Source organism: Mucilaginibacter lappiensis (assembly GCF_900155965.1).
Classification (GTDB): domain Bacteria; phylum Bacteroidota; class Bacteroidia; order Sphingobacteriales; family Sphingobacteriaceae; genus Mucilaginibacter; species Mucilaginibacter lappiensis.
In genome coordinates, this window is record NZ_FTMG01000004.1 from 261,010 (window position 1) to 278,750 (window position 17,741).

The window sequence follows — 17,741 nt, forward strand, 5'->3', positions numbered from 1 at the left end:
TCCTTTTGCTCACTACTCCCTTACTCGTTCTTTAAACTTTTTATCGGGTTGGTAAGCGCGGCCTTTATAGATTGAAAACTAACCGTTGCTAAAGCAATGATGATAGTTAACAAACCGGCTGCTATAAATACCCACACCTGGATATTGATACGATAGGTATAGTTTTGCAACCAAACGTGCATACCATACCAGGCTATGGGCGATGCTATCAAAAATGATATCAATACCAACATTAAAAAGTCCTTAGATAATAAAGTAGTAAGATGGGAAACCGATGCACCTAATACTTTACGTACACTGATCTCTTTTTGACGATTTTGGGCCATATAAGCCGCCAAACCAAACAAGCCAAGGCATGATATAAATATGGTTAAGCCCGCAAACAAGCTTGCTAATGTACCTGTCCGTTTTTCATCATTAAACTTCCGCGCATATTCTTCATCGGCGAAATGATATTCAAATGGATATTCCTGGTTGTACTTTTTAAATACATCTTCGGCCCGTTTTAGGTTCTCGGTGGTACTGTTAGCCGGGTTCAGTTTATAATGTATTACACTAAACCATGATTTTGGACCTTGGACAATCATCGGACGAACCGGTTCATAAGGCGATTCGATAATAAAATCCTTGATCAGGCCTATAATATGCCAATCATGGTTATCGCCAGTTTTTACGATCTGACCTATTGGGTTTTTAAAACCCATAACTTTGGCGGCGGCCTCGTTCAGTAGCATAGCTGTTGAGTCGGTTGGATAAGTGGCAACGTCGATATCCCGACCGGCTAAAACTTTCAATCCTATTGTTCTTACAAAATCCCCATCTGTATTGTAAACAATAAAGTCAATTTTCTGGCTTTGATCTTTCCCTTTCCAATCAAAGCCCCAGCTATCACTCCACCGTTGCGTAATGGGCGAGCTCGTTTTAGTTACCGACGTTGCTGCCCCGCTGCTGATCAGCTCACTCCTGATCATTTTATAATTCTTTTCAATGTTTCCCATCATCATGGTATAAACCAGGTTATCTTTTTTATAACCCAGCTCGCGATCCTGTGCATATTGCATCTGGTTGCGAACAATAATGGTACAAATGATGAGTACTATGGCAAAGGTAAACTGTATAACTACCAGCAACTTACGCGGAGTAACTAAAGCATTTGCTGCCTTAAACGTTCCCTTTAACACGCTTACCGGCTTAAAGGAGGATAAATAAAATGCAGGATAACTACCGGCTATAGCGCCGGTTAACAACACAAACAAGAGGCATACAAACCAAAAAACAACACTACCAAAGGGTATAAATAACTGCTTATCGGTTAATTGATTAAAACCAGAAAGGCTGATTTGTACAATAACGAGGGCTAATATCCCGGCAATAAGGGCCAGTAGTATAGATTCACCCAGGAATTGGCTTATGAGTGAACCTCTTTGAGCCCCTACTACTTTACGGATACCTACTTCCCGCGCGCGTCGTTCACTACGGGCAGTGCTCAGGTTCATGAAATTAATGCATGCAATGAGTAAAATAAACATGGCAATTATTCCAAACAACTTTACGGTGTTGATGCGACCGCCCATTATTTTACCATTTTCGAAATTTGAGTATAACCGCCATTTACTCGCAGGGTGCATAAATACTTCCTCATCCTTCTGGTCGGAGTGTGATTTGGTTATATTTAATACCTGTTTATTTAAGGTAGCTTCAGACACATTGGGTTTGGCCAACACCCAGGTTTGTACCGAATTGTTGCCCCAATATTTTTCGTCAACTTTTTCTGTTTTTATTAAATAACTCCAAGGCACCAGGTATTCAAAATCAAACCGGGTATTGTTGGGCAATGCCTTTAACACCCCGGTAACAGTAAAATTATCAACGCTATCTATCCTAATAACCTTGCCCATAGCGTCATCATTACCAAACAGCTTTTTGGAAAGTTGTTCGGTTATAACTATGGAACTGATGGTATTTAATGCTGTTTTAGAATTTCCTTTGATCAATGGAAAACTAAACATGGTCAGGAACCCCGGATCGGTAAAATTACCCGGAATGTTCAGGTGTTTTTCGCCAACAGTAAACAGGAAATTGGCCGATGTAGTACGTGCAGTTTCTTCTACACCCGGATATTCCTGCTTTAAAGTTTTAGCCATTACTTTAGGTGTAGTTGGCCAACACCATAGCTTACCATCAAAAACAGCCCGGTTATAAGCCAGGTACAATCGTGATTTATTGCTGTGGAACTGGTCGTAGCTCACCTCATTCTGTATCCAGAATAAAATAAGAGCAGCGCTGGCCATCCCAATAGCCAGTCCGGCTATGTTTATCAGCGAAAATGATTTGTGGCGTAATAAATTTCGCCAGGCTATTTTTATAAAGTTTTTGATCATAAACTCCTCCTAACCTCCCCAAGGGGAGAAATTGTAATTACTGTTAATTTATTTACCTCCCAATATATCTCCCTCTCCCTTGGAGAGGTCTGGGGTGAGATTATTCATTCTTTAAACTTTTCACAGGGTTTGCTATCGCAGCTTTAATAGCCTGAAAACTGATAGTTATAAAAGCGATAAGTACAGCCGCCAACCCGGCAATAGCCAGTGTCCACCAACTTAGCTCTGTGCGGTAAACGTAATTTTGCAACCATTTATTCATTGCGTACCAGGCTATTGGGGATGCGATCAATATGGCTATGAATACCAGCACCAGGAAATCTTTTGAAAGCATAGCCGTGATATTAGCTACGCTTGCGCCCAATACTTTGCGGATACCTATTTCTTTAATTTTAACCTGTGCAGTATAAGTGGCCAGCCCAAATAATCCCAGGCAGGAGATAAAAATGGCTATCCCCGCAAAAACATCAAAAAGAGATGCTGTATTTTGCTCAGAATGATAGAGCTCATTATAATCATCATCCAGAAATTTGTATTCGAAGGGATAGGTAGCGTTGTATTGTTTCCATAATTTCTCAACGGTTTTAATGGCCATTGGAGAATCTTTACCCGTAGTTTTAATAAACATTTGCCAGGTGGTTGGTCTGAAATTAAAAATAGCCGGTTCAATAGCTTGTTTTAGCGATGCAAAATGAAAGTCTTTCACTACGCCAATGATGATGCCATTGGTATCATGAAACTTAAATCGCTTGCCGACAGGATTTTTAATTCCTGCAAGTCTTACAGCGGTTTCATTCAATATCCAGTGAGCTGTATCTGATTTTGAACCGGTAAAGTTATTACCACTAGTGAATTTTATTTTGAACATATTAATAAAATCTTTATCAACACCATATGGGTGAATAAGGAAACTCATGTTCGGGTCCTTGCCATCCCAATCCGTATCACTGGTGGTGCTACCGCTGCTTACTATATTACCATCGCCGGTGGTAACTCCGGTTATTTCCGGATGATTAAGCAGATCGGCTTTTATCGCCTCATAATGATCCTGCATCCCATGCAACTGCAAACTGAAAACATACGACCGATCGTATCCTAACTGCTTTTGCTGTATATAATTCAATTGCCGGTTAATGATGATGGTACCTACAATAAGACCGATAGAAAATGCAAACTGGCAAACAACCAATACTTTTCTGAAAGTGGCATTACCCGTACCGGATATTTTTCCTTTTAGTGCATTGATGGGTTTAAAAGATGATAGTAATAATGCAGGGTATATACTTGATGCTATGAGTGTAGTTATTACTGTAAGAGCAATAACCTGCCAAACTTTTACATCAAATAAATTAAATTGCATCTGCTTGCCGGCAATACCATTATAAAATGGCATTACGGCATATATAAGTCCAAAGGCTAATAACAGAGCTACTGCAAAACAAAGCAGCGTTTCAATGATGAACTGCATAAACAAGTGCTTTCGTTCGGCGCCTATTATTTTACGTACGCTTACTTCTTTTGAGCGTAACATAGCACGTGCGGTTGATAGGTTGATATAATTGATACAGGCAATCAACAAGATCAATATGGCTACAATTGAAAATACCTTCACTATCTGCACACCGGCTGATGATCCATCCGGATTATAGAGGTGAATATCCTTTAATGGTTGTAACTGGAATATTCCGTCTGTTGGTTTTATACCTTTTTGGTGTTCAAAATGAATTTTGGTGAGTTTATCACCAATAGCCCGCGTTGATGCATCGTTACGTACTTGTAAAAAAGTAGAGGTATAATAATTCCCCCAATCTTCATCCATTGCTTTCCAGTATCCTTTACCGTTATATTGTTTTTTCTTTTGGTTGATGGAAAATAGCATATTCCCGCTGATGCTTGAATTTGCCGGAAAATCGGCCAGTACACCTGAAACTACGAAGGGATCTTTACTATCGCCTGTAATAGTTTTGCCAATAGGGTTGGCATCGCCAAAATATCTCTTTGCGGTACTTTCTGTAATTATGACCGACTGATCATTCGGGAAAGGGATATTTATATTCCCCTTTAATAGTTTATAATCAAATACTTTAAAAAAAGAGTCATCTACATAGGATAGTTTTCCATAATCTTCCTTTAGTATTTTATCATTATATTTAAAAACAGAGTAATCATAAGAAGTTATCACCCTTACAGCGTTAACAATACCGGGAACTTCTTTCAAGGCATAAACGGCCACAGGAGCCGGTACCCCACCCCATACCTGCTTACTTACCCCGCTGCCAATAGAGGCATTAACTTTGTATATCTGACTAACCTTAGAGTTAAATCGATCAAAGCTCAGCTCGTCTTGCACCCATAATAAAATAAGTATCCCAACGGCCAAACCAATGGTAAGCCCAATAATGTTAATGGCGCTATAAAACTTCTTGTTAATAAGGTTTCGCCAGGCGGTTTTTAAATGATTTCTGAACATGAGCTTTAATTGAAGTCTACTATTCTATTCGTTTTTGAGGCTATCAACCGGATTAGCAATTGCAGCTTTAATAGCCTGAAAACTTACTGTAATAACCGCGATAAATAACGCGGCCACGCCAGCCAGTACCAAAACCCACCATTGGATATTGATCCGGTAGGCAAAATCCTGTAACCATTTATTCATCAGGTACCAGGCCGCTGGCGTGGCTATCAAAATAGAAATGAATACCAGCTTAATAAAATCTTTAGAAAGCATACCCGCAATGGCCGATACACTTGCCCCCAATACCTTCCGTATGCCTATTTCTTTAGTGCGTTGTTCTGCAGCATAGGCAGCTAAACCAAATAAACCCAAACAGGCAATTACAATGGCCAGTGAAGTAAATACTATAAATATTTGACCGGTACGTTGTTCTGTACGGTAGGAAGCATCAAACTCCTGATCCATAAACGAGTAGTTGATCTGTACATTTGGCGATAATTCTTTCCATCTATCTTTTATTTGAGATAGTAACGCCGGCAGGTTTTTGGTATCTACCTTAATACTTAGGGCACCTGTATTTTCTGCCAGTGTCATCACCACCGGACCTATGCTTTCACGCAGGGAATTAAAATTAAAGTCTTTTACTATGCCCACTACATGATATTGCTTTACGTTATCCAGCGTATTTTTACCTCCCAGGCCTCTGTACAAGATTTTATTAACATCATTAAAGCCCAGGAATTTTGCTGCCGATTCATTTAGTATAATACCTGCAGAATCGGTAGGCATATCCTTGGAGAAACTACGCCCTGCTACCATCCTCATATCAAGCGTTTTTACATAATCTTCATCAACTTCCCAGCTTTGTGGAAATAGGGATTTTTTTTGGTCAAGCGTAGCATCTTTATAATAGATAGCGGTACTTTTCCAGTTGGAAGTAGGCAGGAAACCCGTCATGGTAGCATTCATAACTCCGGGAATTTCTTTTACTTCTTGTTTAAATACCTTGGCTTGCTTGTTAAGCTCAAAAACGTTTTGGACGATAAGTACCTGGTTGCGGTTGTAACCTAAATTTTTTGTCTGGATGTAATTTAACTGGTTATATATCACCAAAGTACCGATGATCAGGAAAATAGATATGGAGAATTGAAATATCACCAGAAAACTCCTAAGCCTGCCGCCTTTAAACCCAGCAGCTAATTTACCTTTCAAAACATCAACCGGTTGAAATGCCGATAGGTAAAAGGCCGGATATGCCCCCGCGATGGCACCAACAAATAGGGATATGAATAATAATGATGGAATTATCCATACTAACGACTGGCTGTTAATCGCTAATTCCTTACCAGATAATTGATTAAACAGCGGTAATAAAAATAAGGCTGCTATAAACGCTAATATGGTAGCTACAAAAGTGACCAGAATTGATTCGGTTAAAAATTGGGCAATAAGATGTTTACGGTCAGAACCCAAAACCTTGCGTACCCCAACCTCACGTGCCCGGTTTGAAGAACGCGCTGTAGAAAGGTTCATGAAGTTTACGCAAGCTATTAAAAGTATAAAAATAGCTATTGCCGAAAATATATAGATGTACTGCGTGGTACCATTTGGGCCCAGCTCACCACTCAGGCTCGATTTTAGGTGAATGTCAGTTAGTGGGATCAGGTTCATCCTGAAAAAGCTGCCGCTTTTTTCAAAGGCCTCAATGCTCATGTTCATATCCGCCTGCATTTGTGCCCCGCTGAATTTTCTTAATAATTCAGGAAAGCTGGCCGCGAGTTTCTTAGCATCCGACGGATCCTTTAATAAAACATAGGTATTATAATCACTGCGTAACCACTCATTGGAGCGGCTATCTGCCCAGGTAGACATTGACAAGAAGAAATCAAAATTGAAATGTGACTGCCTGGGTATATCACGAATTACGCCGGTAACTTTAACTGGGGTATTATCATTTAACACCAATGTTTTACCCACAACATTAAGGCTGTTGAAATATTTTTTTGCTGTAGTTTCGGTGATTACAATACTGTTAGGTTCTACAAGGGCCGATGACGGGCTTCCTTCTATCATCGGCAAGGTGAAAACATCAAACAGCGAAGGATCGGCATAAACCAATTTGTTCTCCAGTATGTTGGAATTTCCTTTTTTAACATGCCAGCTGCCGGCATTTTTTAAGCGGACAGCATTTTCAACGTAAGGATACTCTGTTTTTAGGGTTTTAGCGAGAGGGGGCATGCATACTGCATATTTTACGCTATTGTCACCAAGTTTAAGATCTTCATTTACCCTATAAATTCTGCTGGCCTTGGTATTATAGTGGTCATAGCTTAACTCATCAACTACATATAAAATGATGAGCAGGCAGGTGGCCAGACCTAAGGCCAGACCCAGGATATTGATGGCGGTAAACCCTTTGTTTTTTTGAAGACCGCGGAAAGCTGTTTTTATATAATTCTTAATCATTTACGTAAGCGTTAAATATTTAACTATTATAAAACATCAATTCTTCCTCTTCTTTAAAACCGAAGGTCTATCACATGCTATTTTAAAAGTTAAAGGATGTTTTGAACTATCCTGATAGAAATTAAAGCATAAAACTCAAGCTAACCCCTCCAGATACGGAGAGGATAGCGAGGCACTTACTAACTTATATAAACTATTTTCTTTTTGGGAAGAGGTTTTGGTTTAAACCATAATATTTTCCATTACGCTCTGACCATCCAACAAGCGGATAATACGGTGGCTATAACGGGCATCATGCTCAGAGTGTGTAACCATAATAATGGTAGTTCCCTGCTCATTCAAATCGGTCAGCAGTTCCATTACGTCATTACCGTTACTGCTGTCCAGGTTACCAGTGGGCTCATCCGCCAGTATCAGTTTGGGTTTGTTAACTACGGCACGGGCAATAGCCACACGCTGCTGCTGACCACCTGATAACTGTTGCGGATAGTGGTTACGACGGTGCATGATCTGCATTTTATCTAAAACCTCTTCTACCCTTTTTACTCTTTCGGCTGATGCTACACCGGTGTATATCAATGGAAGCTCCACATTTTCAAACACGGTAAGCTCATCAATCAGGTTAAAGCTCTGGAATACAAAACCAATATTATGCTTGCGCAGATCGGCACGTTTACGCTCGGTAAAATGGGCTACCTCAATATCATTAAAAACATAGCTGCCCGCATCCGGATCATCCAACATCCCCAATATATTAAGCAATGTTGATTTACCGCAACCTGACGGACCCATGATAGCCACAAATTCGCCGGTAGCAATTTCAATCGATAGCTTATTTAAAGCTATGGTCTCTACCTCTTCGGTACGGTAGAATTTTTCGAGATTAGTAATTTTTATCATTGGTGCCTCCTGCATCATCCCCGCCATGTGGCGGATAGATTTGTTTTTTTAAGTTTCGTTAAGTTAATTAGTTTTATATATGATGTTTTACAGCTGCTTTTCGTTGCAGTTTTGTTCATTTATTTTTTCAATACCAGTTCCTGTATATCGCCATAAGTTTCATAACTTGAGGTAATTACCTTGTCGCCCGGCTTCAAACCATCGGTTATCACAAAGTAATCCGGACTTTGTCTGCCCAATTGTATATCTACTTTATAAGCCTTGGTACCATCTTCGCTTACTTTAAATATCCAGTTGCCGCCGGTTTGCTGGTAAAAGCCACCTTTAGGAACCAATATAGCCGTGGTCTCGTCGCTCAAAGCCAATCTCACCTGTAGTGTTTGTCCTTTCCTGATACCTTTAGGCACTTCACCTACAAATTGCATATCAACCTGGAACCTACCAGCAGTTACCTGGGTGAAAACCTTTTTGATCACCAGATTATAAGTTTTATCGGCAAACTGAAAATCGCCTTTTAAGCCTGTGTATATACGTGAAAGATAATGCTCGTCAATATCAACCCGTACTTTATAACCCGATTGAACATCAATCTGGCCCAAATGCTCACCTTGTTTTTTGTTTTGACCAACTTCTGCATCCATTGATGTTAACTGGCCATCAATAGGGGCTCTTAAGATCAAACTGGCCACCTTTTTACGCATCAGTTCCAGTGTAGTTTTCATGTGTGCATATTGTTCCTGTGATTGCGAAGCCTGTTGTTTAACCAGTGAGGTGTCCTGCACTAATATTTGTTTGGCTAATTTATAACGGTTAACCTGATAGTCATACATATTTTTATCAGATTGATATTGTTGTAAACCAATAGCTTTTTGGTCGTAAAGATGTTTATCCAGTTTATAAACCCTTTCGGCTTCCTTATAAGCGTTCTCAACATCGGCCATGGTGTTTAACTTAGTAATAGTATTTTGCTGCGCGTTGTTATGCGATATCTGCATCTGGGTTTGCTCGGCATATACGGCAGTTTCCTGATTGGCCAGGCTCAGTTCCAGATCGGTATTGGACAGTTTTAAAATCGGATCGCCTTTTTTCAGGTTGGCCCCATCTTCTACATACTTATCTTCAACCACACCACCTTCTGATGCGTCAAGATAAATAGTGGTCAGCGGCATTACCACACCATTAACCGGGATAAACTCCTGGAAAGGGCCTTTAGTGATAGTGCTGATGGTTATACGTTCGGTGTCAACATCCAATTTGCTTTTACCAGATGTAAAATAAATACTGCCGCCAACTAATAAAATAATGCCTGTTATGCCCGCAATTGTTAGTATCCGTTTATTATTCCAGGTCTTCTTTTCAATTTTTCTGTCCACTGTAGTTTATTATATTTTGAATAGTCATAACAAAAAGACATGCCACAAATTAAATTACTGTATTTCAATGCATTAAATAGCAAATAAGCAATTAAAGCGTACGCTTCTGTTACAGCAAGTGTTCGGTTATGATACAGTGATGTAATTTTGTTATATCCGTTCATTATTGATTTACAGTTTAATACTTGTATTATTATAACTGGTATGAAATTTAAGCAATTTAGTTCAATTGTTCATTAGTTCATTAGTTCATTGGTAGCAATAGTCTGTTATATTTGTCGATACAAGTAAACGAGGCTCAATGAACAATTGGTCTGATGAACAATTGAACTAATGAACTACATATAAAAACATGATATTAAAAAAAGCTACTATTTTAATTGTTGATGATGACCCGGATGTGCTAACCGCCGTTAAGCTTTTACTGAAAACAGAAGCTCAGGAAGTGATCACCGAGAAAAACCCGGAGAATTTAAATTGGTTATTGCAGCGCAATGAAGTCGATCTGGTTTTGCTGGATATGAATTTTAATAGCGCTATTAATACCGGTAACGAGGGTTTATACTGGTTACGAAAGGTAAAAGACTGGAAACCAAACGTTTGCGTGATCATGATAACCGCTTATGGCGATATTGATTTAGCCGTACGTTCCTTAAAAGAAGGCGCTAATGACTTTATAGTAAAGCCATGGCATAATGAAAAGCTGATAGCCACTATAAAAGAGCTCCTTGATAAAAAAGAGGGTGTAAAAACTACCAAAACAGCTGTTAAAAGTACGGCTGGTGATACTTCTATCCTGGGTGAATCAGAAGTGATGCAGGATATTTTTTACAAGGTGAACAAAATTGCCCCTACTGATGCTAATATCCTGCTTCTGGGCGAAAATGGCACAGGCAAGGACTTGATGGCCAAGGCTATACATGAACGTTCCCTGCGTGCCGATAAACCTTTTATAAAAGTGGATGTGGGTGCCCTTACCGATACTTTGTTTGAAAGTGAGCTTTTTGGTCACAAAAAAGGCGCATTTACTGATGCCCGGGAAGATCGTACGGGCCGGTTTGAAGATGCACAGGGCGGTACTTTGTTCCTCGATGAAATTGGCAACATTAGTCTGCAGCAGCAAGCTAAGCTTCTTACCATACTCCAAAACCGGCAGGTAACCCGTTTGGGCACCAACAAAGCCGTTGATATCGACATCAGGCTGATTTGCGCCACCAACGTGCCCATGCATGAACTGGCCAATGAAAACCGGTTCCGTAAGGATTTAATATACCGGATTAATACGGTCGAGATCAATATGCCCCCATTGCGCAGGCGTAATGAAGATATTGCCATACTGGCCCGGCACTTTGCCAAGCTGTATGCCAGCAAATACCTTAAACCTTCGATGGATTTTGATGCCGCGGCTTTACAGAAATTAAAATCATACAATTATCCCGGTAACGTACGCGAACTGCAATATACCATTGAACGGGCCGTGATTATGGCCGACGAAAATATACTGCGACCAGACGACCTTATCTTCTCGATCCTGGAAACAGCGCCCGAAACCATTGCAGATGATGATAACATTCAGCTGAGTACGCTGGAAAAGAATGCCATACTTAGGGTTATTGAAAAGCACAATGGCAACATAACACGGGCCGCCAAAGAACTGGGATTAACCCGCACCGCCCTATACCGCAGATTAAGCAAATATGATATTTAACCGATATGAATGGCGGCTGTTGCTGCGCGTATTTCTGATGTTCCTGGCCCTGGTTGCCGCCGCTTTTGTTATTGTTAGCGGTAAACCGCTGTACCTGGTTATTTTTATCCCGCTCATCGTATACGCGGTTATTGAAATGATTCGTTTTCAGAAAAAAGCGCAGGACGAGGTAAACCAGTTTGTGGAGTCGATACATTACCGTGATTTTTCACGGCATTTTGATGTTCGCCGTGCACCCAATGAGCTAAAACCGTTACGCAAAGGGTTTAACGATATCAATACCACCTTTAAACTCATTAGTCGCGAGCGCGAAACGCAGTACCATTACCTGCAGAAAATATTGGAACTGGTTGATACCGGCATCCTGTCGTTCGAGGAAGAAACCGGTAACATCAGTTGGATCAATGAGGCCTTTAAAAATCTCATCGGCATACCTTATCTTAAATCTTTACATTCCCTCGAGAAACGCGATCCGGCTCTGTATCATGAGTTAACCATTGTAAAACCTGGCGACAGCAAGATTATCACCATTACACGCAACCAGCAGCTGGTTAAAATGCTGATCACCGCAAGTGTGATGCGCAGCGACAATGTATTATACAAATTGGTAGCTTTCCAGAACGTAAGCGAAGCCCTGGATGAAACAGAATCAAAAGCATGGTCGAAACTACTCAATGTAATGACGCATGAGATCATGAACTCGGTTGCCCCTATATCGTCATTGGCAGACACTTTGAAGAACAGGCTGCAAAGCCCCGAAATAACCGGAGCCATTCAAAGCAGCGAACTGGAAGACCTGGAACTAGGCATCGATACCATTAAAAGACGAAGTGAAGGTTTACTCAAGTTTACCGAAAGCTACCGCAGTCTTAACAAGATTACCAAGCTCGATCTGAATAAGATATTGGTGCGCGACCTGTTCGAGAACCTGGCCAGCCTGATGAGGCCAACACTGGAGAAAAAACACATCGAGCTGGAGATCATTCTGCGCGATCCTACGTTGGCTATACAGGCCGATATTAACCTCATTGAACAGGTGATGATCAACCTGCTGGTGAATGCCATAGAAGCTGTAAAAGACCGCGAAGAGCCCCGCCTAATATTATCTGGGGAATTGCAGAACAACAGTAAAACACTGGTAAAGGTGACTGATAACGGATTAGGCATGCCACCCGAATTGCTCGATAAAATTTTTATCCCTTTCTTCAGCACCCGTAAAACAGGCAGCGGTATAGGTCTTAGCTTGTGTAAACAAATCATGTTGCTGCATAAGGGCAACATACAGGTACAATCAACCGAAGGCAAGGGGTCATCATTTATTTTGCAGTTTATACCGTAGTGCCCCCAAAGGGAGAATTTTTGATTAGCATGACAGTAATTTACAAGGTTATAAAAGCTTTGGAAAAGCAATGTAATTTCGAACAAGGTACGAGGAGAAATCTTCTACGATTTGCAATCAGAGCCTTGTATCTCGCAGAAGATTTCTCCTCACCTCGCCATTTTGCCCATCGTTGTTTGTCGAAATAACATGGAGCTTTATTATATCAAACTCACGTTAAATTAGCCATTCTGTCTTAATCTACCTTGTTTAAAGAGCAATTATTACCTTTGGTACAGTGTTGCTATTTGTAAATAAAGGTAGTACAGTAAGTATATGAGAGTATATAAATTTGAGGCGTTCACTTCCGACATTGTGAAAAATATTCGCGACGGAGTTTATAAGCCTGGTCATAAATTGCCCTCTGTTCGGGATCTGAAAAAGCAATATCATACCAGCATTAGTACTATTCAAAGTGGCTATGAGCATTTAATTATATTGGGCCTAGTCATTAGTATTCCTAAATCAGGCTATTATGTAGCAACGCTATCAAACCCAAAGAAAGAAAACATTTTACAAAACACGCCTGTAGTCAGGGATGCCATTTTTGAAAAGAATGTTGAACTAATAACCTCGTCCCGGGGCAGAAAAAAGTTGATAGAGTTTAATGTGGCCACGCCAGGCGATCTTATTATTTCTCAGAAGCTATTATTGAGAACCATGCAGCAAATTATAAGAGAAAAAGGAGCAGGTTTGTTAAGATACTACCCTACCAATGGATCCGAAGATTTAAAAACCAATATTATAAAACATGCTGCCGGGTATCAGACCCGGATCAACCCACAGGAATTACTGATTACCGACGGCGCATTACAGGCGCTTTATATCGCGCTCTCTGCGGTATGTGATGCAGGCGATGTAGTTGCTGTAGAAAGTCCTTGTGTTTTTTCTATATTGGAGGTTATCAGGGTACTTCATCTCAAAGTGATAGAAGTCCCGGTAGATTTGATGAACGGCTTTGATGCTGACTTTTTTAAAAAAGCCTGTCAGAAAAACAAAATAAAAGCGGTTATCATTACGCCAAACTTTCATAACCCTACGGGCATATTACTTTCTGATGAAGTTAAAAGGGAGTTGGTTAAAGTAATACAGCAACACAATGTCGCTGTTATTGAAAATGACATCTATGGCGATTTAAACTTTAGCGGAAATCGCCCGTCTACGCTGCGAAGCTATGACGATAGTGGTTTAGTGATGACCTACTCATCATACGCCAAAACTCTTGCCCCAGGCATCCGTTTGGGCTGGCTAGCTGCGGGCAAATTCCTGAAGCAGGCAGAACAAATTAAATTTTCCATGGGTAGTACAGTTTCACCCATTTACCAGGAAACGGTTAATCGTTTATTAGATACCAATAGTTATGACCGGCATATCCGGGCTTTCAGGATGCAGCTGGCAAAAAACGCGCATTTTACCATCAATCTTTTATCAACGCATTTTCCTCAAGGTACTTTCATTGTACCGCCTGCAGGTGGTTATAACATATGGGTAAAAATGCCCGGTCATGTAGATATGAATAATTTTTACAATCAGTGCGAAAGAATTGGTGTTAAATTTACGCCTGGCTATATTTTTTCTTTTTCGGCCATGTTTGCCAGTAATTTCAGAATTGTATTCGCAGATAAATATTCTTCGTTAAAAATCAAAGCACTCGAGCTCATGGGCGAAGCTGTATCATAGTAACTGTACCGATTATTTTTACATAATCTGTATCTGTACCGACTATGTAATAGGGTTTACTTTTGGCACCATAAAATGTCAAAATGAATTCAAAAATCATAACCAAATTTACCATTGCTACACAGCAGGGCATGGATGCATTATTGTACCTCACCCAAACTATTGCCAGGGAAATTTTTTTGCCCCTGCTCCCACAAGAACAGGTTGAAAATTATCTTTCTGGAAACTTTAATGAAAAGGCGCTGATGGTAGAAGTTAACAGTATGTCCAATCAGTGGCTGGTTGTTTATGCAAACGATAAACCAGCAGGTTTTGCCCGGATTACTTCTAAAGGAGAAAGACCAAAAGTTATAGCGCAAAAGCGCGTTATCCGGATTGCTGATTTTGGTATCATTAAAGAATATACCGATCCTGCTATCAGGCAATCATTATTTGATAAATGTTTATCCGTTTGTAAACCATACGAAGCCATTTGGATCAATGAATATGTAGAAAATCCCTTCATTAGTCTTTTTGAATCGGAAGGTTTTACCAAACAGGATGGAAAATCCAAACTGGACAAACTCCCGCTACAGTCCGTTTGTCTGATAAAATTCCTCTCCTAAAAAACGATCAGCAGCTTTCGTCATGCCTTTTATACCGGTAAAAGCAAAGCGATTTTTATCCCTATGGAATGAAAAACCATATTTATGGAAAGCTTTTGCCTACCTCCTTCTCAAAATATATCAAAAATGAAATCAGATCAACAGCTAACCGCTAATCCCCCATCAATTACAAATATTATTGCACCACCAATGTTCCTGGTAGTTATTTTATCATTGGGAACTTTCATTATTTTCTTTCAGGGATTTATGGTCGCACCCATTTTGCCTGGTCTGGCCATGTTGTTTCACGTGTCTGTGCGTCACGTAAGTTTTATTGAACCTGCTTACTTATTGGGGTATGGTTTAGTAACCTTAGTTTACGCGCCATTATCTGATAAATACGGCAGGTTTCCAATTATACTATTTTCATTGAGTTGTTTTATCGTGTTGACTGCCTGCACGGGCTTTTGCCACTCCATCACACAGATGATTATACTTCGATTATTGACCGGTTTTGGTGCGGGAGGTGTGGCTCCAATTACCATTGGATGGATTGGCGATAATTTCCCGTATGAAAAGCGTGGCCACGCTTTAGGTGTTTTTTTCGGGTTTATGGCTGGGGGAATGGCATTTGGCTCCAGCGCAGGCGCGTTGCTTACCGCTCAGTTAGGCTGGCAAATGATGTTTTGGGTTGCAGCAGCTGTAGGCGCTTGCGTTTTATTAGTGTTGATTATTAACGGAAAATATTTCTTATATAGAGATGCTAAACACGCCGGCGGCTTCCGTGTTATGTACCAATCGCTTAAAGAGATCTTTTTTCTGCCCCGAGGCTGGAGAACTTATCTTTTTGTACTGTTCAACGGCATGTTTCATAGTGGGGTTTTCGCCTGGACTGGCTATTTCTTTTACAAAAATTATCATCTTAATGAGCGGGAAATTGGCCTCGCGTTAATGGGATATGGGATACCCGGATTGTTATTCGGGCCTGTGCTGGGCAAGCTTGCCGACAAATTTGGACGCAATAAAATTATCCCCATCGGAATTTTAGTGGGGGCTCTGTCTGCACTATCATTGAGTATTAACTATTCACTGGTTATATCCTGTATTTCTATCGCGACTTTATCCTTAGGCTTTGATTTAACCCAACCTTTATATGCTGCCATTATTACCACACTTTCACCCAAAAAGGGAGCAGCCACTGGTTTATTCGCCTTTTTCCTTTTCATGGGATATGGCTTGGGAAGCCTGGTTTTTAGCCTGATTGTAAATATCGGGCTGAATCAAACCTTTAGGTTATTTGGAATAGTTGCCGTTGTTGTTGCCGGTATTGCTATAAGCAATTTTAAAGAGGAAAAATAAGAGAGTAAGATTTTAAGGAAGCGGAAGGTAAATGACCATCTTTTATTTCTTCTAAACACATATGGGTTCCGGTCAAGTGACCGCTATAAAAAGAACGACTATCTTTGAGTCGAGCACATATAGAATATTATAATGAACAAACCATTTAAAACAGATGATACGCCCATTTTAAAAGGAACACGGATACTTGCCATTTCTGGTAGTCTGCGCTTTGGTTCATCAAACCATCACATTTTAAAATACCTGGCCACCCAGGTTCCTGCCGATGTTAACTTTACTATATACGATGAACTGGCTCTCATACCACCTTTTGATCCGGGTTTGGATAATGATAGTCCGCCAGAACCCGTGGCAAACCTGCGTGAGCTTTTAGCAGCTGTTGATGGCGTGATTATTTGCACGCCAGAATATGCCTTTGGTGTACCCGGTCAGCTCAAAAATATGTTGGATTGGCTGGTATCCAGCAGTTCGTTGGTCAAAAAACCCGTAGCACTCATCACCGCCTCCTTAGGCGGCGAACATGCTCATGCTTCGCTCCTGCTTACACTGGGTGCACTAAACAGTAGTGTTATTGACGGCGCTACGCTGGTTATTTCTTTTATACGTTCTAAAATAAACGCGGAGGGGCATATTATCCATCAAGGAACCGAGGAGAGCTTAAAAATAGTACTACATAATTTTTTAACTTTAGTGACAGATTCACCTCAATAATTTAGGCCCATGAAAAAGATCATTTTGTTATTCTTTGCACTGGCGATTGGACTTAACAGTCGCGCACAAACAACTAATCCATCTGCCGATGAAGTATTAAAACAGGCTTACACACAGGCTGCCAAAGAGCATAAAAAGGTAATGTTGATATTTCATGCTTCCTGGTGCAGTTGGTGTAAGAAAATGGAGGCTTCACTGAATGATCCATCGTGCAAACAAATGATCGATAACAACTATGTGATTACTACGTTGGACGTACTGGAACAACCGGCCAAGAAGAACCTGGAAAACCCGGGATCGACAGAAGCTTTAGCAAAGTTTCATGGTGAAAAAGCGGGATTACCATTTTGGTTGATACTGGATGACAAAGGAAAGGTCTTGGGCGATAGCCAGGTAAGACCAAAAGGTGCTTCGCTGGATACCTATGGCGATAATGTGGGCTGCCCGGCCAGTGAAAGTGAGGTAACTTATTTTGTTCAGCTGTTAAAATCAACCTCTAAACTAAGTGATGCTGATTTGGCTGTTATCGGCAAACGTTTTGCCCTAAACCAACCTGCCCCGGCATCAAAGCCAGCAGGTACAAATTAAACTTTTAACCGATACAAATGGGCATTTGATGATGCCCCGGAATTTTCGTATCTTTATATCATTAGCAGCCCGACTCTCTTTTATTCAGAGAGCCGGGCTGTTTAGTTAAAGGGCAAAAGGGCTTAAAAACCGATCATTTGGTATGTAGTTATTTAATA

At 40.5% G+C, this 17,741-nt stretch carries 12 protein-coding genes; 7 read left to right on the forward strand and 5 right to left on the reverse strand.

Annotation, left to right across the window (positions count from 1 at the left end):
• Positions 1 to 20: 20 nt before the first annotated feature.
• From BW976_RS10655 to BW976_RS10675, 5 genes are all read right to left on the reverse strand, one after another.
• On the reverse strand, positions 21 to 2,381 hold the full coding sequence (locus BW976_RS10655) for an ABC transporter permease (protein ID WP_076373240.1): 2,361 nt from the start codon (positions 2,379 to 2,381) through the stop codon (positions 21 to 23).
• Positions 2,382 to 2,481: 100 nt separating this feature from the next.
• Positions 2,482 to 4,851, reverse strand: coding sequence for an ABC transporter permease (locus BW976_RS10660; protein WP_076373242.1), 2,370 nt, complete (start codon positions 4,849 to 4,851; stop codon positions 2,482 to 2,484).
• A 24-nt stretch (positions 4,852 to 4,875) separates the two neighbouring features.
• Positions 4,876 to 7,302 (reverse strand): ABC transporter permease, encoded by a 2,427-nt coding sequence (locus BW976_RS10665; protein WP_076373244.1) that lies wholly within the window; start codon positions 7,300 to 7,302, stop codon positions 4,876 to 4,878.
• 222 nt (positions 7,303 to 7,524) lie between these two features.
• Positions 7,525 to 8,202 carry an ABC transporter ATP-binding protein gene (locus BW976_RS10670; protein ID WP_076373372.1) on the reverse strand — a complete coding sequence of 226 codons (678 nt, stop codon included), beginning with the start codon at positions 8,200 to 8,202 and terminating at the stop codon, positions 7,525 to 7,527.
• A gap of 119 nt (positions 8,203 to 8,321) precedes the next feature.
• Positions 8,322 to 9,575 (reverse strand): efflux RND transporter periplasmic adaptor subunit, encoded by a 1,254-nt coding sequence (locus tag BW976_RS10675; RefSeq protein ID WP_076373246.1) that lies wholly within the window; start codon positions 9,573 to 9,575, stop codon positions 8,322 to 8,324.
• A gap of 352 nt (positions 9,576 to 9,927) precedes the next feature.
• Between BW976_RS10675 and BW976_RS10680 the strand changes: the two genes are divergently transcribed.
• From BW976_RS10680 to BW976_RS10710, 7 genes are all read left to right on the forward strand, one after another.
• Complete coding sequence (locus BW976_RS10680; RefSeq protein WP_076373248.1) at positions 9,928 to 11,283, forward strand: sigma-54-dependent transcriptional regulator; 1,356 nt, start codon at positions 9,928 to 9,930, stop codon at positions 11,281 to 11,283.
• A complete protein-coding gene (locus BW976_RS10685) occupies positions 11,273 to 12,622 on the forward strand; it encodes a sensor histidine kinase (protein ID WP_076373250.1) in 1,350 nt (449 codons plus the stop codon). The genes BW976_RS10680 and BW976_RS10685 overlap by 11 nt, the downstream gene beginning before the upstream one ends.
• 315 nt (positions 12,623 to 12,937) lie before the next feature.
• Positions 12,938 to 14,341, forward strand: coding sequence for an aminotransferase-like domain-containing protein (locus BW976_RS10690; protein ID WP_076373252.1), 1,404 nt, complete (start codon positions 12,938 to 12,940; stop codon positions 14,339 to 14,341).
• 83 nt (positions 14,342 to 14,424) lie between these two features.
• The gene (locus BW976_RS10695; RefSeq protein WP_076373254.1) at positions 14,425 to 14,946 is read left to right on the forward strand and encodes an N-acetyltransferase; all 522 of its coding nucleotides are present in this window, start codon (positions 14,425 to 14,427) and stop codon (positions 14,944 to 14,946) included.
• Between the two features lie 126 nt (positions 14,947 to 15,072).
• A complete protein-coding gene (locus BW976_RS10700; protein WP_245834678.1) occupies positions 15,073 to 16,284 on the forward strand; it encodes an MFS transporter in 1,212 nt (403 codons plus the stop codon).
• Between the two features lie 132 nt (positions 16,285 to 16,416).
• Positions 16,417 to 16,995, forward strand: coding sequence for an NADPH-dependent FMN reductase (locus BW976_RS10705; RefSeq protein ID WP_076373256.1), 579 nt, complete (start codon positions 16,417 to 16,419; stop codon positions 16,993 to 16,995).
• Positions 16,996 to 17,004: 9 nt separating this feature from the next.
• Complete coding sequence (locus BW976_RS10710) at positions 17,005 to 17,583, forward strand: thioredoxin family protein (RefSeq protein WP_076373258.1); 579 nt, start codon at positions 17,005 to 17,007, stop codon at positions 17,581 to 17,583.
• Positions 17,584 to 17,741 lie beyond the last annotated feature (158 nt).